This is a genomic window from Achromobacter sp. Bel (assembly GCF_012928505.1).
Classification (GTDB): domain Bacteria; phylum Pseudomonadota; class Gammaproteobacteria; order Burkholderiales; family Burkholderiaceae_B; genus Achromobacter.
The window spans coordinates 135,915-161,596 of sequence record NZ_JABBJN010000001.1 but is presented as its reverse complement, the minus strand read 5'-3'; the positions used below and the strand labels follow the sequence as shown (position 1 = coordinate 161,596).

Here is a 25,682-nt window from a genome sequence, read left to right as displayed (position 1 = left end):
TTATGCCTGCGCGGGCCGGCTGGCACCTTTCGTCCCCGTTTGACGTTCCCGTTGGCGAATACGGTGTCGCTATCTGGCCGCGTAGGCTTCGATCCGGCTCCACATCTGGCGGGCCAACGGCTTGGCGTTGTCGACCGACTGGTACAGCCGGATCTCCATATGAATGTCGTTGCGGGCGCTGTCGGCGCGCACCAGCGCCCCTGACCGCAAGTCGGATTCGATCAGCGTGTGCGGCAACCAGGCCAGGCCAAAACCCTGGCGCGCCATCGCGTGCAACGCATCGGCCAGATCCGATTCATACAGGGTCTGCAACAACGGCATCATGCACAGCCCGCGCAGGCGGTCATGCAGGATGCGCCCCAGCGACATGCTGTCGGCATACGCCAGGAACGGCACGGCGGGGTCCGAGGCCAGCTTGGGCACCGCATGGCGCGGATGGCGGCTGCCTGGGTTGACGGGCGCGCTGACTGCCACCAGCTTGTCGGCGCCGACGCGCCGGCAGCGGTAGCCGGGGTTGTCGATCTTGGCATAGAGCGGCTCGTGCGCATGGCACAGTAGAAAGTCCACCTCGCCGTCCGCCAGCATGTCCACCCCATAGTTCAGGGTGGTGGTGACGACTTTCAGCTGAAACGCCGGCATGCCCTGCTGCACGCTGGCCATCACCCCCGGCAGCACCGAATGCGCCAGCGTCTTGCCCGAGGCGATGGTGATCTTGCGGTTGCGCTCCTGCTCCGGCTTCTGCAGCGCCTGGCGCGTGTCGCGCAGGATGTCCAGCACGTCGATGGCAGCGGCCAGCATGCTGCGGCCCGCCGGGTTGAGGGTGGTGGCTTGATGGCCGCGCTCGACCAGCGGCACACCCGCCCATTCCTCAAGCGCCTTGATGCGCCGCCCAAACGCCGGATGCGTCACGCTGCGCGCCTCGGCCGCCTGGAACATGTTGCGCGACTTCGATAAGGCGACGAGGTCTTCCAGCCATTTAGTGTCCATATGACTCTCCGTGCGGCGTTCGTGGGCCCTTTCCCCGCCGGGCGCCCCTGTGCCGAATCGGCACAGAGGAAGCTCATTCTGCACAACCCAGATACATCTGGCAACTAACATCCTGGCGTCCATCCCTTGGAAACGCCGATGTCCGACTCCCCTGTCCTGCTCAAATCCATCCGCAGCCATTTCCTGGGGGGCACCGAAGCCGTAGCCGGCGGCGTGCCGATGCAGCAGAAAAAGGTGGTGGACAACGCGTCGCCGCGATTGATCGACATGAACGGCGGTTACAGCGTCGGGCAGCTGTACGTGCAGGAATACCGGCTGGCCCAGCCGCTGCACCCCTACCCCGTATTGCTCTGGCACGGCGGCGGCATGACGGGCGCGCAATGGGAGAGCACGCCCGACGGCCGCCAGGGCTGGCTGTGGCGCCTGCTGCAGGCTGGCTACGACGTGTTCGTGTCCGATGCGCCCGAACGCGGCCGCGCGTCTTGGGCGATGTATCCGCAGGTCTACGACAGCGCGCCCATCTTCCGGTCCAAGGAAGAGGCCTGGCGCCTGTTCCGCATCGGCCCCGCGTCGGGCTACGCGCCTGCCGGCAAGTTGCGCCAAGCCTATCCGGCCCAGCAGTTCCCCACCGAATCCTTCGACACCTTCGCCAAACAGTTCGTGCCGCGCTGGCTGACGCATGGCGACATGGCCCTGGAGGCCTACCGGCAATTGCTGGAGCTGGCCGGCCCCTGCATCGTCTTCGGCCATAGCCAGGGCGGCGGTTTCGCCACGCTGCTGGCCCAGGAATACGCCGCCACCGTGCGCGCCGTCGTCGCGCTGGAACCCACCGGCACCCCCGCCGCCGTGCCGTGGCAGATGCCGCCGCATTTATTGGTTTGGGGCGACCACTTTCAAGGGGACGACACCTGGCTGCGCTACCGCGCCCAGACGGACGCCTATTGGCGGGCGCTGCGCGCGGCTGGCGCCCGCACCCAGGTGCTGGACCTGCCCGCCGCCGGCATCGCCGGCAATTCCCATTTCTGCATGCTGGACCGCAATAGCGACCAGATAGCCGGATTGATCGTCGACTGGCTCGACCGCAGCCTCGACTAACCTTTACCTGGAGACACAGATGAACTTCAAGAAATCCACCATCGCCGTGGCGCTGCTGACTGGCGCCACGCTGGCTGCCGGCGCCGCTTCGGCGCAACAAGCCACCGACTACCCCGCCAAGCCCGTCCGCCTGATCGTACCGTTCGCCCCCGGCGGCACCGCCGACATCATCGGCCGCGTCTTCGCCGCGCAGCTGGGCACCGAACTGGGCGCCACCGTGGTCGTGGAGAACAAGGCGGGCGCTGGCGGCTCGATCGGCACCCGCTTCGTGGCCGACTCCGCCCCCGACGGCTACATCCTGCTGCTGGCCTCGTCCAGCACGCACGGCACCAACCCGGCCGTGTACAAGTCGCTGACTTATGACGCGGTGCAGGATTTCACCGCGATCACGCAACTGGTGACCGTGCCCGGCGTGCTGAGCGTCACCAAGGATTTCCCGGCAGCCGACCTGAACGCGCTGATCGCCACCTCCAAGGCAAATCCGGATCGCTACACCTATGCCTCGTCGGGCGCCGGCGGCCTGGGTAACCTGGCGATGGAACTGATGAAGTCGATGACGGGCGCCAAGCTCATGCACATCGCCTACCGCGGCGCGGGCCCGGCGTTCACCGACGTGATCAGCGGCCAGGTCTCGATGATCTGGGAACCGCTGCCGGCGTCGCTGCCCTACATCAAGGGCGGCCAGATCCGCCCGATCGCCATCGCGGCCGATGCGCGTTCGCCCGAACTGCCCGACACCCCGACGTTCAAGGAAGCCGGCCTGCCGCGCTATGAGGCCAATGCCTGGAACGGCCTGCTGGCACCCAAGGGCCTGCCGGAAGACGTGAAGAAGAAGCTGCACGACGCGTCGGTGAAGGCGCTGAACACGCCGGAAGTGAAGGCCAAGATGGCCAGCCTGGGCGGCACGGTCGTGGCCGGCACCTCGGATGAATTCCAACAGGTGATCGCCAGCGACGTGAAGAAGTGGAAGAACGTGGCGGCTGACGCCAAGATCCAGCTGGATCAGTAATCGTCTCGGTACCGTGCTCACGAAAAATGCCCCGCAAGGGGCATTTTTCATTGCATGACGGGAGCCAGGACTGCCGCCATCAACGCCATCGGCATCTTCGGCACCATCGGCGGCTTCGGCCCTGTCAGGCGCCCAGCAGCGCCGGCTCCGCGCCGCGGCCCAACGCGGGCGCGTCCGCGTCGATCACCCGGCCGCCGGCTTGCAGCTTGAACACCGCCACGGCTTCGCGCAGGCGCTGGGCCTGGGTTTCCAGCGACGCGGCGGATGCCGCCGCTTCTTCGACCAGCGCCGCGTTCTGCTGGGTCACGCTGTCCATCTGCGACACGGCCTGGTTCACCTGCTGAATGCCTTGCGACTGTTCTTCGGACGCGCTCGAGATCTCGTTGATGATGTCCGTCACCCGGCGCACCGACACCACGATCTCTTGCATGGTGGCACCAGCCGCTTCCACCTGGTCCGACCCGATCGACACCTTCTGCACCGACTCGTCGATCAAGCCCTTGATTTCCTTGGCGGCTTGCCCGCTGCGCTGGGCCAGCGCGCGCACCTCGCTGGCCACCACCGCGAACCCCTTGCCCTGTTCACCCGCGCGCGCCGCTTCCACTGCGGCATTCAGCGCCAGGATGTTGGTCTGGAATGCAATGCCGTCGATCACGCCGACGATATCGGCGATACGTTTGGAGCTGTCGGCAATGCCGCGCATCGTCCCGACCACATCGCCCACGGCCCTGCCGCCGCGCGTGGCCACTTCAGAGGCCACCGTCGCCAATTGCGACGCATTGCGCGAACTGTCGGCGTTGTTCTTCACGGTGGACGACAGTTCGTCCATGCTGGCCGCGGTTTCCTCCAGCGAAGCCGCCTGCTGCTCGGTGCGGGATGACAGGTCGATGTTGCCGGCCGCGATCTCGCGCGAACCGGTGTGGATCTCTTCCACCCCCAACCGCACGGCCGACACCGTGCGGGCCAGGCTGTCCTGCATGCGCTTGACGGCGGCATACAGCACGCCGATCTCGTTGTCGCCGCGCTGCTCGATGCGGTTGCTGAGATCGCCCCCGGCGATACGGTCGAACAAGCGGCCGGCGTCGTGCAAGGGGCGGAAAACAGAGCGCGCGAAAATCACGTACAGGCTGACCACCAGCACAGCCACCACGGCCAGCAGACAGACAAGCAGCACGATCGCCCCATTGATGCGCGTGGACGTGTCGCGCGCGACGCGCTGGCCCACGTCGTCGGCATAGTCCACATATTTCTGGATAGCCTGCGTAAAGGCGATTCCCAGCGGCGTGACCTTTTCAAGGTTCAGCCGGCTGGCGTCCTGCGGCTTGCCGGCGCGGATGGCGGCCACCATCGGCGTGATGGCGTCTCGCTGATAGACGTCGTAGGCGGCCAGCGCAGCCTCGAACAGGGGCTTGCCTTCAGTGGACGTCTCGGGCTGCTTGCGCGCGATATCGATCAGGTCCGACGCTTTTTTGGTGTAACCGTCCAGCCGCTGCATGCTGGCAAGACTGTCGATGCTCTTGCCCTCCAGCAACGCGCTTTGCGCCGCCAGCAGGACCAGGCGCGCGCGCAACAGTTCGGCGCCCGCCCCGTCCACCGCGTTGGCGCGGACCAGATTCGTGTCCAGCAGCAATTCAATGGAAGTGCGGTTGGACGTCAGTTGCTGATAAACGGCGGCGCCGGTTACCACGAAAAGCGCAAAGAAGACGCCCAGGGCGGACGTCAGGATTGCGCGGATACTTAAATTCTTGAACATGAAAAGCCACTCCGGGGTTGCATAACGCTTGCCGGGTTAACGGCTCGATGCAATGAAAAGTTAAATATCTCATTGGGTTACATGCCCTTGACATCGGTCAACCCCCTCCCCGCCCCAAGGTTGCCGGGAACGGGTTAATGAACTACGGTCATTCGGCATATGAGAGGCGCGGTCGGCCACACCCAGAACAAAGACCCAGGTAATAACGGGGAGACATCAAGATGAAGTTGCAGCAGGTATTTGATTTCCTTGCCGTCACGCAACACGGCAGCGTGCACGCGGCGGCCCGCGCCACCGGACAAACCCAGCCCGCCATGACCAAATCCCTGCGCCGGCTGGAGGGCACGCTGGGATTGCCGCTGTTCGAACGCCACGCCAAAGGCATGCGCCCCAACGACTACGGCAAGCGCTTCCTGCCACACGCCCAGCATCTGGTGCACGAGACCAAACGCGCCCGCGATGCCATGGCCCAAATGCGCGGCGACCGCATCGGCAAGGTGCAGTACGGCATCTCCGCAGTGGCTTCCATGTTGCTGGCGCCCTCCGCCATCCACCGATTCCGTCTGATTTATCCCGACGTGGAACTCAGCAGCCGCAGCGGCCTTTGCCACACACTGACGCCGCTGCTGCTAGATGGGCTGCTGGACTTCGTCATCTGCCCGCTTGACCACGCCCCCTCGAACGCGCAGGTCAAGGCGCGCACGGTGATGAACAGCCCAATGGCCGTCGCCGCGCGCCGCGACCATCCCATGCGCCACGCGCGGTCCCTGAAGGCGTTGCTGGATGTGGTGTTCGCGGTGGCTGGCCCGCCGGGCCAACCCGGCGCGTCCGTGTATCAGGTGTTCGATCAGGCCCGGCTGGGGCCTCCCCGGGTGGACATGCATACCGACGGACTGATCGACGCGGCTGCGCTGGTCGCCAACAGCGATCGGATGGCACTGCTGCCCACAGCGCTGATCTCCACCGATTTGCTGCGCGACCAACTGGAGATCGTGCCGGTCCAAGAGCCGCTGCCCACCTACGTGGTCAGCCTGCTTCAGCGCGCCGGACAGCCGCTGACACCCGCGGCAGAAGAGCTGGCTTCGCAGTTCGTCCGCGAAGCGTCGTGGCTGCACGGCACGCAGTCCTGATCAACGCTTTGCCCTGATCAACGGCGAAAAAAAACGGGCCAAGGCCCGTTTTCTTCCTGATCCCGGTGATCGGGTCAGGGGCGATGGCTGTCCGGCCTTACTTCAACCAGACGCGCGCATTGCGGAAAATGCGCATCCACGGGCTGTAGGCGCCGCCCTTGTCGGCGTTGCCCCATTTTTCGGGCGCCCACGACATCATGACATTGCGCGTCACGCGTTCCGGGTGCGGCATCATCACGGTGAAGCGGCCGTCGGCGGTCGTGACAGAGGTCAGGCCGCCCGGGCTGCCGTTCGGGTTGAACGGGTAGGCTTCGGTGGCTTGGCCGCGGTTGTCGATATAGCGCGCGGCGGTCAGCACACGGCTGGCGTCGCCTTGTTGCGAGAAGTCGGCAAAGCCTTCGCCGTGCGCCACGGCGACCGGGATGCGGGCGCCTTCCATGCCATTGAAGAAGATGGACGGCGACTTGGCCAGTTCCACCATCGACAGGCGGGCTTCGTACTTTTCCGACTGGTTGCGCGTGAAGCGCGGCCAGTGCTCGGCGCCCGGGATCATCGGGGCCAGCGCCGCCATCATCTGGCAGCCGTTGCACACACCCAGCGCGAACGTATCCGGACGCGCGAAGTAGGCCGCGAACTGGTCGGACAGCTGGCTATTGAAGCGGATGGTGCGCGCCCAGCCTTCGCCGGCGCCCAGCACGTCGCCGTAGCTGAAACCGCCCACAGCTACCAGACCCTGCATCTGCGCCAGGTCCACGCGGCCGGCCAGCAGGTCGGTCATGTGGACGTCAATGGCTTCGAAGCCCGAGGTGTCGAATGCCCAGGCCATTTCGACCTGGCTGTTGCAGCCCTGCTCGCGCAGGATCGCCACGCGCGGACGACGGCCGGTGTTGATGAACGGCGCGGCCACGTCTTCCTGCGGGTCGAAGGCCACGTTCGGGCTCATGCCGGGGTCGGTCGTGTCGTTCCAGACGTCCAGTTCGGCTTGGGCGCACGCGGGGTTGTCGCGGCGCGCCATGATGCGGTAGGACACTTCGCTCCAGGCGCGGCCGAGTTCAGCGCGCGGCTGGCCCCAGACCTTCTTGCCGTCGCGATAGAACTCCACCTCGTCGGCGCCGTTCAAGCCGCCGATGACGTGCGAGTGGGCCGACAGGCCCGCGCCGCGCAACACTTGCATGACGGCGTCGCGCTGCGATGCCGGCACCTGGATCACGGCGCCGGCCTCTTCCGAGAACAGGGCCTTGAGCGTCAGCTCTTCGCGCTGCACCTTCACTTGATCCGGGCGGATCTTGTAGTCGCCCCAATCCGCCGACTGCGGATCGAAAGTCAGCATGTCCAGATTCACCGAGATGCCGGTACGGCCCGCAAAGGCCATTTCGGTCAGGGTGGCGAACAGGCCGCCGTCGGAACGGTCGTGGTAAGCCAGGATGGTGCCGGCTTCGGCGAGCGTGCGGATCGTGATGAAGAAGGCGCGCAGGTCTTGCGGCGAATCGATGTCCGGCACGGTTTCGCCGACCTGGTTGTAGGTCTGCGCCAGGATCGAGCCGCCCATGCGGTGGCGGCCACGGCCCAGGTCGATCAGGATCAGCACGCTGTCGCCCGCGTCGGTGCGCAGCTGCGGGGTCAGGCTGGCGCGCACGTCGGCCACCGGCGCGAACGCCGTGACGACCAGCGACACCGGCGCCACGACCTGGCGCTGTTCGCCGTCCTGTTCCCAGGACGTCTTCATGGACAGGGAATCCTTGCCCACCGGGATGGACAGGCCGGTGGCCTGGCACAGCTCGCTGACGGCGGACACGGTGTCGTACAGCGCGGCGTCCTGGCCGTCCACGCCGCAAGCCGCCATCCAGTTGGCGGACAGCTTGATGTCCTCCAGGCGGGCCACGTCGGCGGCAGCCAGGTTGGTCAGGGCTTCAGCCACGGCCATGCGGCCGGAGGCCGGGGCGTCCAGCATGGCGATGGGGGTGCGTTCGCCCATCGACATGGCTTCGCCGCGAAAGCCTTCGTAGTCGGCCAGGGTGACGGCGCAATCCGCCACCGGCACTTGCCACGGGCCGACCATCTGGTCGCGGCTGGACAGGCCTCCAACGGTGCGGTCGCCGATCGTGATCAGGAAGGACTTGTTGGCCACCGTGGGGTGGCGCAGCACGCGGTAGGCGGCTTCGGTCAGGTCGATGCCGGCAATATCCAGCGGCGCGGACACGCCGGGCAGACGGCGCACGTCGCGCGTCATGCGCGGCGGCTTGCCCAGGATCACGTCGATCGGCACATCCACGGGGCGCACTTCGGCGTCGCCTTGCGGGCGGATCGTGTCCAGGCCGGGCAGGCCCTCGCCGTCCACCACGCGCAGTTGGCGCGCTTCGGTGGCCACGCCCACGACCGCGTACGGGCAGCGTTCACGACGGGCGATGGCGTCAAAGCGTTCCAGGTCCTTCGGCAGGATCGACAGGACATAGCGTTCCTGCGATTCATTGCTCCAGATTTCGGCGGGCGACAGGCCCGACTCTTCCAGCGGCACGCGCTTCAAATCGAAGATGGCGCCACGACCGGCGTCGTTGACCAGTTCCGGGAAGGCGTTGGACAAACCGCCCGCGCCCACGTCGTGGATGGCAATGATGGGATTGTTCTCGGCCTGCTGCCAGCAGCGGTCGATGACTTCCTGCGCACGGCGCTCGATTTCCGGGTTGCCGCGTTGGACGGAATCGAAGTCCAGCTCGGCCGAGTTGCTGCCCATGCTGATGCTGGAGGCGGCGCCGCCGCCCATGCCGATACGGAAGCCCGGGCCGCCCAACTGGATCAACAGCGCGCCGGGGGGAATCACGTCTTTATGGGTCAGGCCCGCGTCGATGCTGCCCAGGCCGCCCGCGATCATGATGGGCTTGTGATAGCCCCAGCGCGTGCCGCCGGCGGTCTGCTCGAACGAACGGAAGTAGCCCAGCAGGTTGGGCCGGCCGAATTCGTTGTTGAACGCCGCGCCGCCGATGGGGCCGTCGATCATGATGGACAGCGGCGAAGCGATGCGTTCAGGCAGGCCGTGATGATCGGCTTCCCAGGGTTGCAGCGCGTCGTCGAAACGCAGGTGCGACACCGTGAAGCCGGTCAGGCCGGCCTTGGGCTTGGAGCCGCGGCCGGTCGCGCCTTCGTCGCGGATTTCGCCGCCCGCGCCCGTCGAAGCGCCGGGGAACGGGGCGATGGCGGTCGGGTGGTTGTGCGTCTCTACCTTCATCAAGGTATGCACGGTGGTGTCGCGGCGGATGTACTTGGCGCCGTCGGCGCCCTCGCCCGTGACACCGGGCACGCCCGCCTGGAAGCGCTGCGCGGGGCCGCCTTCCATGATGGCGGCGTTGTCCGAGTAGGCCACGACCGTGCCTTCCGGCTGCGCCTTGTGCGTGGCGCGGATCATGCCGAACAGCGTGTTGGGCTGTTCCTGGCCGTCAATCACCCATTCGGCGTTGAAGATCTTGTGGCGGCAGTGTTCGCTGTTGGCCTGCGCGAACATCATCAGTTCCACGTCGGTGGGGTCGCGCCCCAGGTCCGTGAACGACTTGGCCAGGTATTCGATTTCGTCTTCCGACAGGGCCAGGCCCAGCGAGACGTTCGCTTCGGCCAAAGCCTGCACGCCGTTGGCCTGAACGCCCACGGTACGCATCGGTTTGCCGGCCAGCGTCTGGAACAGGGCCTGGCCGTCGAAATTGGCATCAACCACGGTTTCGGTCATGCGGTCGTGCAGGCAGTCGGCCGCGCGCGCCAGCATGGCATCGTCGAAGCTCTTGGTGCCCAGCAGGCCGCGTTCCGGGGTAATCACGTAGCGTACGCCGCGTTCGATGCGGTGCACCGACGACAAGCCACAGTTGTGGGCGATGTCGGTGGCCTTGCTGGCCCACGGGGAAATGGTGCCCAGGCGCGGAATGACCAGCAGGGACAGGCTCTTGGCCGGCGCGTCGGCCGTGCTGGGCGTGCCGTAATCCAGCAGTTGGGTCAGGTGTTGCTGCTGTTCGGCCGTCAGGGCGGCGTCGGTGCTGACGAAGTGCTCGTAACGGGCGGAGATGTCGGCCACCGGCAGGCCGGCTTCCTTCAGTTGCGCAAGAAGGCGATCACGACGAAAGGAGGACAGGACGGAGGAACCAGGCAGATGCTGAACTAGGGACACGATGCGGGCGCCGTATAAGGATGGGTGCAAAAAGTGATTTTACCTGTTTAGGGGGTTTTCCCGGAGCGCTTGTTCAAGAAGCGTTCGAACCCTGTGTTTTGGCCAGTGTTACAAAAGAATTCCAGCCGGGTGGCACCGGAATGGTGCATAGCAATATCGGGATCAAGGCGCGTTCGGGTCGCAATTTTCTCCTCCCATCGGCGCCCGTGTTGCCGCCTTATGTTGCGGCGCAATATGTTGTTGCCGCCCCGCACCACGGGAAAACACGAACTATCGCGTCTGCGAGGCGACGGTAGGATGCAGCGACTTATTCATAGAACGCGCGTCAAGCGCCGAAGCCGTCGCCTCACCCCATGTCCCGCCCCGAAGCCCCCGCCGAGCCTGTCGAACCGATCATCCCCGTTGAAGCCGATCCCGCCGTAAAGGTGCCGCTGGCCATCGAAGAGTGGCTGGCCGTGATCCTGTTGGCCACGCTGGCCCTGATCACGTTCATGAACGTGCTGGTGCGCTATTTCACCGACCAGTCTTTCGCCTGGACGGAAGAAATCTCGGTGTTCCTGTTGATCGTGCTGACGATGGCGGGCGGCAGCGTGGCCTTTGTGCGCAACCACCATATCCGCATCGAGATCCTGGCGGACAACGGTTCGGCGCGTCGCCAGCGCACCATGGCGTTGATCGCCAACAGCTGCGTGCTGGCGTTCTTCGTGCTGCTGACCGTGCTGTCCGTGAAGCTCGTGTCGGACGAGTTCATTTATGAAGAGACCTCCCCCGCGATCGGCGTGCCGACTTGGTGGTATTCGATCTGGCTGCCCGTGATGGCGGCGGCGATCTCGCTGCGCACCCTCGGCATCCTCCGCCGCATCGCGCGTGGCGCCGGGACCGCCGCCAAATGATCGCCACCATCCTCTTCATCGTCTTCATCGTGCTGATGCTGATCGGGGTGCCCGTCGGCGTGGCGCTGGGCATCGGCGGCACCGTCGCCATCGTGCTGTCCAACCTGGACACGCCCTGGTATGGCCTGTTGACCGTGCCGCAGAACTTCTACGCCGGCCTGGCCAAGTACCCGCTGTTGGCCATCCCCATGTTCGTATTGGTCGGGTCCATTTTCGACCGGTCGGGCGTGGCCAAGCGGCTGGTGGACTTCGCCATCGCCATCGTGGGCCGCGGCCCCGGCATGCTGCCGCTGGTGTCCATCGCGGTGGCCATGTTCCTGGGCGGCATCTCGGGGTCCGGACCGGCGTGCGCGGCGGCCGTGGGCGCCGTGATGATCACTGCCATGTCGCGCGCGGGCTATCCGGGCTCGTTCTCGGCTTCGATCGTGGCGGCGGGCGCCGCTACCGACATCCTGATCCCGCCGTCGGTTGCCTTCATCATTTATTCGGTGCTGGTGCCGGGCGCCTCGGTGCCCGCGCTGTTCGCCGCCGGCATGATCCCGGGCATCCTGGCCGGCCTGGCCCTGATCGTGCCGGCCGTCTGGCTGTCGCGCAAATACAAGATGGGCGCGCTGGAATCCCATCTGCCGCGCCCGCCCTTCTGGGCCAGCCTGCGCCACGCGTCCTGGGGCCTGGCCGCCCCCGTGCTGATCCTGGGCGGCATGCGCTTGGGCTGGTTCACGCCTACCGAAGCCGCGGTCGTCGCCGTGTTCTATGGCTTGTTCGTGGGCGGTTTCATCCACCGCACGATCAAGTTGCGCGACCTGTACACCATCCTGCGCGAAGCCGCCGAACTGTCCGCCGTGATCATGCTGGTGGTAACCCTGGCGGGCATCTTCGCCTGGGCCCTGTCCACGCTGAGCGTGATCGACCCGATCACCAACGCCATCGTCAATTCCGGGCTGGGCGAATGGGGCGTGCTGTCGCTCTTGATCCTGCTGCTGATGACGGTGGGCATGTTCCTGGATGGGATCTCCATTTTCCTGATCTTCGTGCCGCTGCTGATGCCGATCGCCAACGCCTACGGCTGGGATCCGGTGTGGTTCGGCGTGATCCTGACGTTGAAGGTGGCGTTGGGCCAGTTCACCCCGCCGCTGGCCGTGAACCTGATGGTGTCGTGCCGCATTGCGCGCGTGCCGATGGAGTCCACGGTGCGCTGGGTGGTGTGGCTGCTGGGCGCCATGTTCCTGGTGCTGGTGGCGGTGCTGGTGTTCCCGCAACTGGCGCTATGGCTGCCGCACAAGTTGGGCTATTGAAGCTGGGCTATTGAAGTGCTGGATCTCAAGACAACAACAGACACACTCGCAGAGAGAGGAGACATCGCATGAACTTCCGCAACCTGATCGGCGCCGCGCTGTGCGCCGCCGCCGTGGTCGGCACCGCGCCGGCCATCGCGCAGAACTACAAGCCTGAATACAAGCTGTCCATCGTGGTGGGCACCACCTTCCCGTGGGGCCAAGGCGCCGAAATCTGGTCCAACCTGGTGCGCGAACGCACCCAGGGCCGCATCAACATCAAGGTCTACCCCGGCACCTCGCTGGTCCAGGGCGACCAGACCCGCGAATTCACCGCGATCCGCCAGGGCGTGATCGACATGGCGGTGGGCTCCACCATCAACTGGTCACCGCAGGTCAAGCAGCTGAACCTGTTCTCGCTGCCCTTCCTGATGCCTGACTACGCCGCCATCGACGCACTGGTGCAAGGCGACGTGGGCAAAGAGATGTTCAAACTGATCGAGAAGGCGGGCGTGGTGCCGCTGGCCTGGGGCGAAAACGGCTACCGCCAGCTCAGCAACTCCAAGCGCGACATCAAGAAGCCCGAAGACATGAAGGGCATGAAGCTGCGCGTGGTGGGTTCGCCGCTGTACATCGACACGTTCACGGCGCTGGGCGCCAACCCCACGCAGATGAGCTGGGCCGATGCGCAGCCGGCGCTGGCCAGCGGCGCGGTGGATGGCCAGGAGAACCCGCTGTCCATTTACACGGGCTCCAAGCTGTACACCGTGGGCCAGAAGTACCTGACCTTGTGGAACTACGTGGCCGACCCGCTGATCTTCGTGGTCAACCGCGAGGTCTGGAATTCGTGGTCGGAAAAGGACCGCGACATCGTGCGCCAGGCCGCTCTTGACGCCGGCAAGCAGCAGATCGTGATCGCACGCAAGGGCGTCACGCCGGAAGACCCGTCGCTGCTGAAGGAGATCGCAGGCCACGGCGTCACCGTGACGTCGCTGTCACAAGCCGAGCACGACGCCTTCGCCAAGGTCACTCAGCCCGTCTACGACAAGTGGAAGAAGCAGATCGGCGAAGACCTGGTCAACATGGCCGAAAAGTCGATCGCGGCGCGCAAGAAGTAAGCGGCGCGGATCAGCGGAATTGAATTAGCAGCAAGCCCCAGGGGAACGGCGGCGAAAGCCGCCACACACCGAGGCAGGGACGTCAGATCCCTCCCAACCAAACAGGCGCCGGCCACAAGCTGGCGCCTGTTTCCTTTTTGGGCTACGGGTAGCTGACTTCCAGGATATCCAACTCTTCGATCCCGCCCGGCGTGCGCAGCACGACCGTATCGCCTTCGCGGGCCTTGATCAGCGCGCGCGCCACCGGCGAAATCCAGCTGATCTTGCCGGCCAGCGGTTCCGCCTCGTCCACGCCCACGATGGTGACCGTGTGCTCTTCGCCGGCCTTGTCCGAATACGACACCGTGGCGCCGAAGAACACCTGGTCGCGGTTGGGCTGCGCGGCGGGGTCCACCACTTCGGCGATGTCCAGGCGCTTGGTCAAAAAGCGCATGCGGCGGTCGATCTCGCGCAGGCGCTTCTTACCGTAGAGGTAATCGCCGTTCTCGGAACGGTCGCCGTTGGACGCCGCCCAGGACACCACTTGCACGACGGACGGACGCTCCACATTCATCAGGTGCGTCAGTTCGCCGCGCAGGCGTTCATAGCCCTCGGGGGTCATGTAGTTCTTGGTGCCCACCGGTAACGCCTGGGCTTGCGGCAGATCGTCGTCGTCCTCGTTGTCGGACTCTTTAACAAAGGCTTTGTTCATGGCGCATGCGCCGCAAGGGCGCGCTCACAATCGATGGCTTGCAGGATGGGCGGCCGATGACCGCCCGCGTCAGAACCAGTCGTGCCAGACCGGCTTCAAGTCGGACGGCAGCGGCGGCAAACGGCCCAGGTCCATCCGGCTTTCCTTGGGGCTATGGAAATCCGACCCGCGCGAGGCCAGAAACCCGTAGCGGCGTGCGACCTCGGCGTATTGGCGGGCCTCTTCGGCGGTGTGGCTGCCGGTGTTGACCTCGATGCCCAGCCCGCCCAACTGCAGGAATTCGTCGAACAGCGCGGCGAATTGCAGCGGGGTGTACTTATAGCGGCCCGGGTGGGCGATGACAGCGATGCCGCCCGCGCTCCGGATCCAGCCCACAGCTTCGGCCAGGGTGGCCCATTGCATGGGCACGTGGCCGGGCCGGTCGTCGCCCAGGTGCTTGGTGAACACGGTCTGCACGTCGGGGCAGTAGCCGGCTTCGACCAGATAGCGTGCGAAGTGCGTGCGGCTGATCAGTTCCGGGTTGCCGGCGAACGGCAGCGCGCCTTCGTAGGCGCCGGGCATGCCCATGTCCGCCAGGCGCTCGCCGATGCGCTTGGCACGTTCGGCTCGGCCCGAGCGGGTCTTGCGCAGGCCTTCGACCAGCGCGGTGTTCTCGGGGTCGAAGCGCAAGCCCACGATGTGCACCGTCAGGCCGGCCCAGGTCACCGAAATCTCGACGCCGGTGGCAAAGCGCATGCCCAGGTCCTTGGCCGCGCTGGCGGCTTCAGCCAGGCCGCCCACTTCGTCGTGGTCGGTCAGTGCCCAGACATCCACGCCGTTGGCATGCGCGCGCTGCGCCACGTCGCGGGGCGCGAGCGCGCCGTCCGAGACGGTGGAATGGCAATGCAGATCGATGTTCAGGGTGGGCGATGTCATGGAGCTATTGTAGAGAAGGCCCGGCCACGTGGATAGCGCCGGGCTGTCCCCATAATCGCAGGGCGGACGGTCAGGCCAGCAGAAAGGCGGCGACCGGGTCCACCTGGCTGTCGGCGATCAGCGTGGGCGCATGCCCCACCCCGGGCACTTCCAGCGCCTGGGCACGCGGATTGCGCTTGAGCATTTCCTCGACGGTGGCGGGCGTCAGCAGGTCGGACAGCGCGCCGCGCACGATCAGCACCGGGCAGGTCACCGCGTCATAGGAACGCCACAGGATCTGTTCCCCGGCCGCCAGCTCTTCGGGCGTCTGGGCCGCCAGCGGCTGCGCTAGAGCCAGATCGTAGTGCTTGACCCACTTGCCGCCGAATTCCGGATACAGGTACCGGGCCAGATCCGCCCATTGCGCGTCCGTGTGCGGCCCGAAGGTCTCGGAATTGGCGCGCATGGTGGCCACGGCATCTTCGAACGAGGCGAATTCGCCCGGCTCACCCACATACTGGCCGATGCGCGACAAGGCGCCGGTTTCCAAGCGCGGGCCCACGTCGTTCAGCACCAGCTTGTCCAGCCGGATGCCTTGCCCGGGCGGCAGCATGCCCGCGTGCGGACGCATGACCTGCAGGGCGCCGGCGAACGCGGCGGCGCCCGACAACGCCAGGCCGACCAGCCCGCCCATCGATGTGCCCACCCAGGCCAGCCGGGCCGGACGCAGGCGCGCGATCAGCGTGACCATGTCGGACACGTATTGCGGCACGGTATAGAACGCGGGGTTGGCCAGCCAGTCCGACCGGCCACGGCCCACCACGTCGGGGCAGACCACTCGGTAGCGCCCGGCCAGCCGGCGCGCCAGCGCGTCGAAATCCCGGCCACTGCGCGTCAGTCCGTGGACGCAGACCAGCACCTGGTCATTGGCGGGATCGCCCCATTCCCAGTACGCCATGCGGTGCAAACCGGCCGGACTGGCGCAGGTGACGAATTCCAAACGGGGCTGCAGGCTGGCGTCCACCATCAAAACACTCCACGGATCGGCGCAAGCCCGAACGGCGGCGCACTAAGGCGGACTAGTGTAATCGCGCCGGTCGAACAATCACATGAACGGCGCCCGGATGTGGCCACCGCGCCGCCCCCCGCTGCCCGTGCTGGACACTCGGCCCGCGCCTCGCTACGATCAAGCCCATCCTCTTAAGCGCACCCGCAGCACGGTAGGGAATTGCCGTTTCCTATCGCGCCGATCCAATCATTAAATTGGAGTTGCCTGCCCGTTAGGGCGAGAGTAATGAGCTTCAGGCATTGCCAGATCAGTCATCCCAAAATTGATATGGAGTCCGTATGCAGCAAAGCAGTCCCGTCTCTCCGCTGACCACCGATCATGCCCCCCCTCCCACGGTCAGCCCCCCTCCCCCCGAACCGCCCAAAGTGCTTCAGGACGTCCTGTCCCGGGCGGATGTCCAGATCAACGGCACGCGCCCCTGGGATATCCAGGTGCACGACAAGCACATGTATGAGCGCGTCTTCGCCAGTTGGTCGCTGGGGCTGGGCGAATCCTATATGGATGGGGAATGGGATTGCGAGCAGTTGGACGAGCTCTTCACGCGCCTGCTGCGCGCGGACATGGGATCGGCCGCGCTTGGCGTCGCCCGCATCAAACTGATCGCCGAACACCTGCGGCACAAGCTGTTCAACCTGCAGTCCAAGCACCGCGCCTTTGAAGTCGGCGAACAGCACTACGATGCCGGCAACGACGTGTTCGAGGCCATGCTGGACAGCCGCATGATCTATTCCTGCGCCTACTGGGAAAACGCCCAGACGCTGGAAGAGGCCCAACTGGCCAAGCTGGACATGATCTGCCGCAAGCTGCAGTTGAAGCCGGGCGAAACGCTGCTGGACATCGGTTGCGGCTGGGGCGGGCTGGCCAAGTTCGCCGCCGAGAACTATGGCGTCACGGTCACGGGCGTGACCGTGTCGAAAGAGCAGCTGGCGCTGGCGCAGGAGCGGGTCAAGGGCCTGCCCGTGCAATTGCTGCTGCAAGACTACCGCGACCTGCAGGGTAGTTTCGACAAGGTGGTGTCGGTCGGCATGTTCGAGCACGTGGGGCCGAAGAACTACGATACCTACTTCACCAATGTGCAGCGCCTGATGGCGCCGGACGGCATCTTCCTGCTGCACACCATCGGCATCGCCGCCACCAGCCAAAGCACCGACCCCTGGATCGACCGCTACGTATTTCCGAACGGCAAGCTGCCCTCCGCCCGCGAAATCGCGAGCGCCGTCGAACACCGCTTCATCATTGAAGACTGGCACAACTTCGGCGCCGATTACGACCGCACGCTGATGGCGTGGTGGGACCGGTTCGAACGTGCGTGGCCCGCGCTGCAGGAACGCTATGGCACGCGCTTCTACCGCATGTGGAAATACTATCTGATGTGCTGCGCGGGATTCTTCCGGTCGCGCGAGGGCCAGCTGTGGCAGGTGATGCTGACGCATCCGCATCGGAAGGAAACGTACCGCTCTTTGCGTTGAACGCACGGGCTGAACCAGGACGAAAACGGGCGCCTCGCGGTTCCCGTTATTTTTGCGTCTTAATTCTTGCGTCCTATTAAGCGCTCAGGCCCTGCCCGCCTCTTCAAGAATCAGGTCTGCGGCGCGTTCGGCGATCATGATGGTCGGCGAGTTGGTGTTGCCAGACGTGATCAGCGGCATGACCGACGCGTCGGCAATGCGCAGGCCTTCCAAGCCGAAGACCCGCAGCCGCGCGTCCACCACCGCGCCACTGTCCGCGTCCTTGCCCATTGCGCAGGTGCCCACCGGGTGGAAGATCGTCGTGCCGATCTTGCCCGCCGCTTCGCGTAGTTGCTCGTCCGTCTGGTAGGCCGGGCCGGGCAGCCATTCCTGTGGTTGGTAGCGCTGCAACGCGGGCGCGGCCGTGATGCGGCGCACCAGCCGGATCGAGTCGGCCGCCACCTGGATATCCGCTTCCGTGCTGAGGTAATTGGCGGCGATGACGGGCGTGGCCGCCTCGGGCGAACCCGCCGGCCCCTGCGCATGGACGCTGCCGCGCGATGTCGGCCGCAGATTGCATACGCTGGCGGTGAAGGCGTCAAAATCATGCAGCGGTTCGCCGAAGGCGCCCAGCGACAGCGGCTGCACGTGGAATTCCACGTTGGCGCGCGCCTGGCCGGGATCGGACTTGGCGAACGCCCCCAGTTGGGACGGCGCCATGCTCATCGGGCCGCTGCGTTTCAGCAGATACTCCAGGCCGATGCCGGCCTTGCCCAGCCACGACGAAGCGATTCGGTTCAAGGTCTTGACGCCGTTGACCTTGATGATGACCCGCAATTGCAGGTGGTCTTGCAGATTCTCGCCCACGCCCGGCAAGGCATGGCGCAGCGCAATGCCGCTTTCCCGCAGCCGTGCGGGATCGCCGATGCCCGACAGTTCCAGCAGATGCGGCGTGTTGACCGCGCCTGCCGCCAGCACCACTTCGCGCGTCGCCCGCACCGTCAGGCTTTGCCCGCCGCGCCGCAGTTGCACGCCGACGCAGCGCTTGCCCTCGAACACCAGTTGCTCGGCCTGGGCGCCCGTCATCACATGGAGGTTCGGACGCTTCAGCACCGGGCGCAGGAACGCCTTGGACGTGTTCCACCGCCAGCCGCCCCGCTGGTTCACTTCGAAGTATCCGCTGCCGAAATTGTCGCCCCGGTTGAAGTCCTGCACGCGCGGAATGCCTTCCTGTTCGGCGGCGCCGGCAAAGGCTTCCAGGATGTCCCAGCGCAGCCGCTGGGACTCGACCCGCCATTCGCCGCCCGCGCCGTGGAATTCGTCGGCGCCGCGATGGTAGTCCTCGCTACGCTTGAACACGGGAAGCACCTGGTCCCAGCCCCAGGCCGGGTCGCCCGACAGCGCGGCCCAGTCTTCGTAGTCTTCGCGCTGGCCGCGCATGTAGATCATGCCGTTGATGGACGAGCATCCGCCCAGCACCCGGCCGCGCGGATAGATCAGCGAACGGCCGCCCAAGCCGGGCTCTTTGACCGTCCGGTACATCCAATCCGTGCGCGGGTTACCGATGCAATACAGGTATCCCACCGGAATGTGGATCCAGTGGTAGTTATCGCGACCGCCAGCCTCCAGCAGCAGCACCCGGGTGCTCGGGTCCCGGCTCAGGCGGTTGGCCAGCACGCAGCCGGCCGACCCTGCGCCGACGATGACGAAGTCGTAAGTCTCCATAAGCTCTTCTTATCTGGTTGGCGGCGAGTCGGGGGCTGCCACTACGGTGAGCCGACCCGGTTGCCGCGTCTGAACGCGCGCCGGGCATCTGGCATGACTCTGGCGCAGCGGCCTGAAACTGTCCAATGAAATGTTGAAAATCCCCTTATAAGCATCTTTAATAATGCTCATCCCCACTTCCGGACATCGCCATGGACCTCAAGCACATCCGGACCTTCGCCGCCGTGGCCCGAGAAGGCAATCTGACGCGCGCGGCCGAACACCTGCACCTGACCCAGCCCGCGCTCAGCCTGCAGTTGAAGAACTTCCAGGAATCGCTGGACCTGACCTTGTTCTCGCGCACGGCGCAAGGGCTGGCGCCGAACGCCGACGGGCGCGCGTTGCTGCCGTCAGCGTTACGCATCCTGGACGCGCTGGACGATTTCCAGCGCGCCATCGGCGCCCTGCGCGACACGGTGCAGGGTGAATTGCGCATCGGCACCATCCTGGACCCCGAATTCCTGCGCCTGGGGGCCACCCTGCAATACCTGGTGGAGCATTACCCGAAGATCCGCCCCACCCTGCGCCACGGCATGTCGGGATCAGTGGGCCGGCAGGTGCGGGCGGGCGATCTGGACGTGGGCTTTTCCTTGGGGCCCCCGGCATCCTCGGGCGCGCAGCCCGGCCTGGACGCGCTGCCACTGGCATCGTTCGCGTATTACGTGGTGGCCCCGAAAGGCTGGAGCGCGCAGGTGGCCGGGCGCGGCTGGGCCGAGATCGCCGTGCTGCCGTGGATCTGGACCCCGCCCGACTCCGTGCATCATCGCCTGCTGTCGGACAAGTTCAACGCGTTGGGACTGGCGCCCAACGCGGTGGCCGAAGTGGATCAGGAAGCGTCCATGCTGGACCTGGTGCGGTCGGGCGTGGGCTTGTCACTGGCACGGGATTCCATCGCGTTGCGGGAATCCCAGGCCAATGGCCTGCTGCTGGTGAAGGGGCTGGCCATCCAGGCGGAACTCTCCTTCATCACCCAGGCCGGGCGGCGCGGCGATCCGCTGGTGGCCGCGGCCTTCGACGCCGTGCAGGCGGCGTTTGCCTGACGGCCTTGCCGCATCCCCCCTTCGATTCTGGTTTCAAATGTCACGATTTTGCGCACGACCCGGGCGCGGCCACAGTTCAATAATGTCCCATTCTTGACGAGCCCCTTCGCCCTATGCCTGCCGTGACCCGCGCCGCGTTCCTCAAACTGCTGTCCAAACAGCTCTTTCCCGTGTTGAAAGAGGAAGGGTTCGATGGCACGGGCCAGACGCTGCGGCGTATCTGCGGCCCGGTCGTCCATGTCTTCAATGTCCAGGCGGCCAGCGGCGGCAAGGCCTGCTACCTGAACCTGGGCGCGCACTACGACTTCCTGCCCGGCGAAGGCGGCTCCTTCGTGCCGCCCGCCGAGATCGAAGAGTCCCATTGCGTTTTTCGCGACCGCATCGATCCACCGCCTGGCCCGGCATTCGGCTGGGCGTACGGCGCTGACATGGCGCAAGCGCAAGAGAACGTTGAATTCCTCGTCAGTGAATGGACGCGGCAGGGCCACGCGTTCTTTGCGCAGTACGACACCTATCCCGCCAGTTGCGAGCGTCTGCTGCAGCAGACGGACCCCGACCAGATCCATCCGGCCAAGACGCTGAACCTGGCGCGCATCGCCCTGCATCTGGGCGACATCGACCGTGCGCGCGTCTTCGCCCAGTCCGGCTTGTCGCGGGCGCCGCAAGCCGCCACGTCGCTGAAGGCCAAGCTGGAACAGGTACTGGCCGGCTGACGGCGGCAATCCCCAGCCGCGTCCGTCGGGCGGCAGGCCGGGCAACGGCAAGACATCCACTCAGGAGACGCACCATGCTCAGTAAAAACACGATTTGCCTCTGGTACGACGGCGCCGCCCTGGAGGCCGCGACGTTCTACGCCAACACCTTTCCGGACAGCGCCGTCAAGGCGGTCCACCGTGCGCCCGGCGACTACCCGGCGGGCAAGCAAGGTGATGTCCTGACGGTTGAATTCACGGTGATGGGCATTCCCTGCCTGGGGCTGAACGGCGGCCCTGGAATCCAGCACAACCAGGCCTTTTCGTTCCAGGTTGCCACCGACGATCAGGAAGAGACGGACCGACTGTGGAATGCGATCATCGAAAACGGCGGCAGCGCCAACGTCTGCGGCTGGTGCCAGGACAAATGGGGACTGTCATGGCAGATCACCCCGCGCATCCTGTCCGCCGCGATCATCGACCCCGACCCGGCCGCGGCCAAGCGCGCGTTCGAGGCGATGATGACGATGGGCAAGATCGACATCAGCGGGATCGAGGCGGCGCTGCGCGGCTGACGGCTTCAGTAAGTCGGCGCGGCGCGCGCGCCAAATCAGTGCGCCACGCACGACCCCCTGCACCGATTTGAAGCACCCCCAGCCCGCCACGCCGCAGGCGCGTGGCGGCTTTCCGTCGCGCTTGCCTGCCCCTCCCCCTATGAAATCCACCGCGCAGCCCGCCTTCCCGGCCGCTGCGCCATCCCCTGGCACGGACTTTGCTTAAGTGTTCATGCAGGCCGCAAGGCAAGCACCACAACTTGAGCAGTCCCGGCAAAGGCGCCCCGACCGAAAGGTCCAGGGCGCCTTTTGCCTTTTTGATTCACTTATCCAAGCCTGGGGAACTCCATGAAAGCAGCGGCCACTCCCGATTCCTTGCAGACGCTGGTCGTGATCGGCAACGGCATGGTGGGACACCATTGCGTCGAGCAACTGATCGCCCGCGGCGCACTTGCCCGCTATCGCATCCACGTCTATGGCGAAGAGTCCCGCCGCGCCTACGACCGCGTGCATCTGTCCGACTATCTGAACGGACGCGATGCCGAGTCGATGGCGATGAGCGATGCCGGGTTCTATGCGCAGGAAGGCCTGGCCTTGCATCTGGGCGAACCCGTGCTGGAGATTGACCGCCAGCACCATGAAGTCGTGACGGCCAACGGCCGCATGCCCTATGACAAGCTGGTGTTGGCGACCGGTTCGTACCCCTTCGTTCCTCCGATCGCGGGCGCAGAAGGCGCATCGCGACTGGTGTACCGCACGATCGACGACCTGGACCTGATTCGGGCAGCGGCCAGCGGCGCGCGGCGCGGCGTGGTGGTGGGCGGCGGGCTGTTGGGGCTGGAAGCCGCCAATGCGCTGAAATCGCTGGACCTGGAAGCCCATGTGGTGGAATTCGCGCCGCGCCTGATGCCCGTGCAATTGGACGAAGCCGGCGGCGACGCATTGCGCGCCCGGATCGAAGCGCTGGGCGTGGGCGTGCACCTGTCACGCGCCACGCAAGACATCAAACCGGGCACGCGCTACCGCTACCGCATGCACTTCGCCGAAGGCGAACCGCTGGAGACCGACCTGATCGTGTTTTCGGCCGGCATCCGTCCGCAAGTGACGCTGGCGCGCAAGGCCGGCCTGGCGCTGGCCGAGCGCGGCGGCGTGGCGATCGATGACCGCTGCCGCAGCAGCGACGACCGCATCTACGCCATCGGCGAATGCGCGGCCTGGAACGGCAGCGTGTTCGGCCTGGTGGCGCCCGGCTACCAAATGGCGCGCATCGTCGCGGCCGAGCTGTGCGGCGCGCAAGAACAGCCGTTCACCGGCGCCGACATGTCCACCAAGCTGAAACTGCTGGGCGTGGACGTGGGTTCCATCGGCGACGCCCACGGCGCGACGCCCGGCGCCCGCAGTTACCGCTATGTCGACGAGGCCGGCTCCAGCTACCGCAGGCTGGTGGTGTCCGCCGACGGCAAGCGCGTGCTGGGCGCGGTGCTGGTTGGCGACAACCGCTATTACGACACCCTGCTGCAGTACGTCCAGAACGGCATCGCGCCGCCCGCCGATCCCGCCAGCCTGATCCTGCCGCTGGGCAAGGCCGCGCCGGCACTCGGCGTGGATGCCCTGCCGGCCAGCGCCACCATCTGCTCCTGTCACAACGTCAGCAAAGGCGCGGTCAGCGCGGCCATCGACGGCGGGTGCGCCGATTTGGCCGGCGTGAAACGCTGCACCAAAGCGGCTTCGGGCTGCGGCGGCTGCGCCGGCTTGCTCAAGCAAGTGGTGGAACACGAGCTGGCCTGCCGCGGCGTCGCCGTGGACAAGAGCCTGTGCGAACACTTCGCCTACACCCGGCAGGAGCTGTATGCGATCGTGCGCGTGGGCGGAATCGAGACCTTCGAGGCCTTGCTGGCCAGCCATGGCAAGGGCCACGTGGGCTGCGATGTCTGCAAGCCCGCCGTGGGCTCCATCCTGGCGTCGTGCTGGAACCGTCCTATCCAGGATCCGCACCTGGTGCCGCTGCAAGACACCAACGACACCTTCATGGCCAATATGCAAAAGAACGGCACCTATTCGGTGGTGCCGCGCATTCCCGCCGGTGAGATCACCCCCGACGGCCTGATCGCCATCGGCGCGGTGGCCAAGAAGTACAAGCTGTACACCAAAATCACGGGCGGCCAGCGCATCGACCTGTTCGGCGCGCAACTGCATGAACTGCCCGACATCTGGGGCGAACTGATCGCCGCCGGCTTTGAAACCGGGCACGCCTATGGCAAGTCGACCCGCACCGTGAAGTCCTGCGTGGGCAGCACCTGGTGCCGCTACGGGGTGCAGGACAGCGTGCAGATGGCGCTGGACATCGAGCACCGGTACAAGGGCCTGCGTTCGCCGCACAAGTTGAAGTTCGCGGTGTCGGGATGCACCCGCGAATGTGCCGAAGCGCAAAGCAAGGACATCGGCGTCATCGCCACCGAAAACGGCTGGAACCTGTATGTGTGCGGCAACGGCGGCATGCGGCCGCGTCACGCCGAACTGTTCGCCACCGATCTGGACGACGCCACGCTCGTCCGCACCATCGACCGCGTGCTGATGTTCTACATCCGCACCGCCGACAAGCTGCAGCGCACCTCCGTCTGGCGCGAATCGCTGGAAGGCGGCCTGGACTATCTGAAGGACGTGGTGCTGAACGACAGCCTGGGCCTGTGCGCGGAACTGGACGCGCAGATGCAGCTGGTGGTGGATCGCTACGAATGCGAGTGGGCGAACGCGTTGAACGACCCGGAGAAACTCAAGCGCTTCCGCACTTTCGTCAACGAGCGCGGCGGCGACCCCGACATCCAGTTCGTGCAGGAACGCGGCCAGCCCCGCCCCGCCCCCGCGCGCACGCCGTCGCGCGTCATTCCCATCGCAGAGGAGATCGCCTGATGAACGCCCCCGTCCCTTCTTTCTCTTGGCGCCCGGTGTGCATGCGGCAGGACCTGGTGGCCCAGTCCGGCGTCGTCGTGCGGGTGGACGGAGAGCAGATCGCCCTGTTCTACCTGCCCGGTGCCGACGGCCCCGACCTTTACGCCCTTGAAAACCGCGATCCGAAATCGGGTGCGAACGTCATCGGCCGCGGCCTGATCGGTCATCTGGGCGGCGAACTGGTCGTGGCCTCGCCCCTTTACAAGCAGCACTTCCGGCTGGCCGACGGCAGCTGTGTCCAATACCCGGAACAGCGGCTGCGCACCTGGCAGGCACGGTTGAACGGCGACGCCGTGGAAATCGCCTGACCGCCCGGCCCCGACACTGAATTCACGATCGCAACGCAACAGGAAACATCATGTCCTATCTGGTACCTTCCGAATTCGTCACCAAAATGGTCGACGCCGGCGAGTCGAAAATCTACATGGCGACGCGCGACGTCTTGATCCGCGCCTTCATGGCGGGCGCCATCCTGGCCATCGCTGCGGTGTTCGCCGTCACGGTCACGGTGCAGACCGGCTCGCCGATTTTGGGCGCCGCGCTCTTTCCCGTCGGTTTCTGCATCCTGTACCTGATGGGTTTCGACCTGCTGACCGGCGTCTTCGTGCTGACGCCGCTGGCACTCTTCGACAAACGGCCCGGCGTCACCGTCAAGGCCATCCTGAAGCACTGGGGCCTGGTCTTCGTCGGCAATTTCCTGGGCGCGCTGACGGTCGCCCTGCTGATGGCGATCGTCTTCACCTACGGTTTTTCCGTGCCCCCCAACAAGGTCGGGCAAGTGATCTCGCATATCGGCGAGGACCGCACGCTGGGCTACAAGGAGTACGGCGCCGGCGGCATGCTGACGATCTTCATCCGCGGCGTGCTGTGCAACTGGATGGTGTCGCTGGGTGTCGTCGGTGCCATGATTTCCACATCGGTCAGCGGCAAGGTCATCGCCATGTGGATGCCGGTGATGCTGTTCTTCGCGATGGGTTTCGAGCATTCCATCGTCAACATGTTCCTGTTCCCGTCGGCGCTGATCATGGGCGGCAACTTCTCGATCATGGACTACATGATCTGGAACGAGATCCCGGTGGTGCTGGGCAACCTGATCGGCGGCATCTCGTTGACCGGCCTGACGCTCTACACCACCCATATGAAGACCGCGCCCAAGCGCCGCTTCAACTGATCCC

The 25,682-nt window shown here is 65.7% G+C and carries 20 protein-coding genes; 13 read left to right on the top strand and 7 right to left on the bottom strand.

The window, feature by feature from the left end:
* Positions 1–69: 69 nt before the first annotated feature.
* Positions 70–987 carry a LysR substrate-binding domain-containing protein gene (locus HG262_RS00725; protein ID WP_169269197.1) on the bottom strand — a complete coding sequence of 306 codons (918 nt, stop codon included), beginning with the start codon at positions 985–987 and terminating at the stop codon, positions 70–72.
* Between the two features lie 138 nt (positions 988–1,125).
* On the opposite strand from HG262_RS00725, the gene HG262_RS00720 reads away from it, so the two are divergent.
* The gene (locus HG262_RS00720; RefSeq protein ID WP_169269196.1) at positions 1,126–2,082 is read left to right on the top strand and encodes an alpha/beta fold hydrolase; all 957 of its coding nucleotides are present in this window, start codon (positions 1,126–1,128) and stop codon (positions 2,080–2,082) included.
* Positions 2,083–2,101: 19 nt separating this feature from the next.
* Positions 2,102–3,091, top strand: coding sequence for a tripartite tricarboxylate transporter substrate binding protein BugE (locus HG262_RS00715; RefSeq protein ID WP_169269195.1), 990 nt, complete (start codon positions 2,102–2,104; stop codon positions 3,089–3,091).
* 124 nt (positions 3,092–3,215) lie between these two features.
* Here the strand turns inward: HG262_RS00715 and HG262_RS00710 are convergent, their stop codons facing one another.
* Positions 3,216–4,844 (bottom strand): methyl-accepting chemotaxis protein, encoded by a 1,629-nt coding sequence (locus HG262_RS00710; RefSeq protein ID WP_169269194.1) that lies wholly within the window; start codon positions 4,842–4,844, stop codon positions 3,216–3,218.
* A gap of 221 nt (positions 4,845–5,065) precedes the next feature.
* Here HG262_RS00710 and HG262_RS00705 point away from each other — a divergent pair, with 221 nt between their 5' ends.
* On the top strand, positions 5,066–5,974 hold the full coding sequence (locus tag HG262_RS00705; RefSeq protein ID WP_169269193.1) for a LysR substrate-binding domain-containing protein: 909 nt from the start codon (positions 5,066–5,068) through the stop codon (positions 5,972–5,974).
* Between the two features lie 97 nt (positions 5,975–6,071).
* Here HG262_RS00705 and purL read toward each other — a convergent pair whose 3' ends face one another.
* Positions 6,072–10,121: a phosphoribosylformylglycinamidine synthase gene (purL, locus tag HG262_RS00700; protein ID WP_169269192.1), complete on the bottom strand. Its 4,050-nt coding sequence runs from the start codon at positions 10,119–10,121 to the stop codon at positions 6,072–6,074.
* Positions 10,122–10,474: 353 nt separating this feature from the next.
* Between purL and HG262_RS00695 the strand changes: the two genes are divergently transcribed.
* The 3 genes from HG262_RS00695 to HG262_RS00685 all read left to right on the top strand — a co-directional run bounded on the left by HG262_RS00695 (position 10,475) and on the right by HG262_RS00685 (position 13,406).
* A complete protein-coding gene (locus tag HG262_RS00695; RefSeq protein WP_169269191.1) occupies positions 10,475–11,014 on the top strand; it encodes a TRAP transporter small permease in 540 nt (179 codons plus the stop codon).
* Complete coding sequence (locus tag HG262_RS00690; RefSeq protein ID WP_169269190.1) at positions 11,011–12,309, top strand: TRAP transporter large permease; 1,299 nt, start codon at positions 11,011–11,013, stop codon at positions 12,307–12,309. The genes HG262_RS00695 and HG262_RS00690 overlap by 4 nt, the downstream gene beginning before the upstream one ends.
* Positions 12,310–12,377: 68 nt before the next feature.
* Positions 12,378–13,406, top strand: a complete 1,029-nt coding sequence (locus HG262_RS00685; RefSeq protein WP_169269189.1) for a DctP family TRAP transporter solute-binding subunit — start codon at positions 12,378–12,380, stop codon at positions 13,404–13,406.
* 142 nt (positions 13,407–13,548) lie between these two features.
* Here the strand turns inward: HG262_RS00685 and greB are convergent, their stop codons facing one another.
* The 3 genes from greB to HG262_RS00670 form a co-directional block, all read right to left on the bottom strand.
* Entirely contained in the window at positions 13,549–14,097 is a 549-nt protein-coding gene (gene greB, locus HG262_RS00680) for a transcription elongation factor GreB (protein ID WP_169269188.1), read from the bottom strand.
* Positions 14,098–14,166: 69 nt separating this feature from the next.
* Positions 14,167–15,012: a 3',5'-nucleoside bisphosphate phosphatase gene (locus HG262_RS00675; protein WP_169269187.1), complete on the bottom strand. Its 846-nt coding sequence runs from the start codon at positions 15,010–15,012 to the stop codon at positions 14,167–14,169.
* Positions 15,013–15,082: 70 nt separating this feature from the next.
* Positions 15,083–16,018 (bottom strand): alpha/beta hydrolase, encoded by a 936-nt coding sequence (locus HG262_RS00670; protein ID WP_169269186.1) that lies wholly within the window; start codon positions 16,016–16,018, stop codon positions 15,083–15,085.
* A 320-nt stretch (positions 16,019–16,338) separates the two neighbouring features.
* On the opposite strand from HG262_RS00670, the gene cfa reads away from it, so the two are divergent.
* Positions 16,339–17,529, top strand: coding sequence for a cyclopropane fatty acyl phospholipid synthase (cfa, locus tag HG262_RS00665; protein ID WP_169269185.1), 1,191 nt, complete (start codon positions 16,339–16,341; stop codon positions 17,527–17,529).
* 84 nt (positions 17,530–17,613) lie between these two features.
* Here cfa and HG262_RS00660 read toward each other — a convergent pair whose 3' ends face one another.
* Positions 17,614–19,233 (bottom strand): GMC family oxidoreductase N-terminal domain-containing protein, encoded by a 1,620-nt coding sequence (locus HG262_RS00660; RefSeq protein WP_169269184.1) that lies wholly within the window; start codon positions 19,231–19,233, stop codon positions 17,614–17,616.
* A gap of 191 nt (positions 19,234–19,424) precedes the next feature.
* On the opposite strand from HG262_RS00660, the gene HG262_RS00655 reads away from it, so the two are divergent.
* The 6 genes from HG262_RS00655 (at position 19,425) to HG262_RS00630 (ending at position 25,678) form a co-directional block, all read left to right on the top strand.
* Entirely contained in the window at positions 19,425–20,312 is an 888-nt protein-coding gene (locus HG262_RS00655) for a LysR family transcriptional regulator (protein WP_169269183.1), read from the top strand.
* Positions 20,313–20,425: 113 nt separating this feature from the next.
* Positions 20,426–21,025, top strand: coding sequence for a DUF4304 domain-containing protein (locus HG262_RS00650; protein ID WP_169269182.1), 600 nt, complete (start codon positions 20,426–20,428; stop codon positions 21,023–21,025).
* A 74-nt stretch (positions 21,026–21,099) separates the two neighbouring features.
* Positions 21,100–21,579, top strand: a complete 480-nt coding sequence (locus HG262_RS00645; protein ID WP_169269181.1) for a VOC family protein — start codon at positions 21,100–21,102, stop codon at positions 21,577–21,579.
* 327 nt (positions 21,580–21,906) lie between these two features.
* The gene (gene nirB / locus HG262_RS00640) at positions 21,907–24,468 is read left to right on the top strand and encodes a nitrite reductase large subunit NirB (protein ID WP_169269180.1); all 2,562 of its coding nucleotides are present in this window, start codon (positions 21,907–21,909) and stop codon (positions 24,466–24,468) included.
* Complete coding sequence (gene nirD, locus HG262_RS00635) at positions 24,468–24,815, top strand: nitrite reductase small subunit NirD (protein ID WP_169269179.1); 348 nt, start codon at positions 24,468–24,470, stop codon at positions 24,813–24,815. The genes nirB and nirD overlap by 1 nt, the downstream gene beginning before the upstream one ends.
* 50 nt (positions 24,816–24,865) lie before the next feature.
* The gene (locus HG262_RS00630; protein WP_169269178.1) at positions 24,866–25,678 is read left to right on the top strand and encodes a formate/nitrite transporter family protein; all 813 of its coding nucleotides are present in this window, start codon (positions 24,866–24,868) and stop codon (positions 25,676–25,678) included.
* The last annotated feature ends 4 nt before the right edge of the window (positions 25,679–25,682 follow it).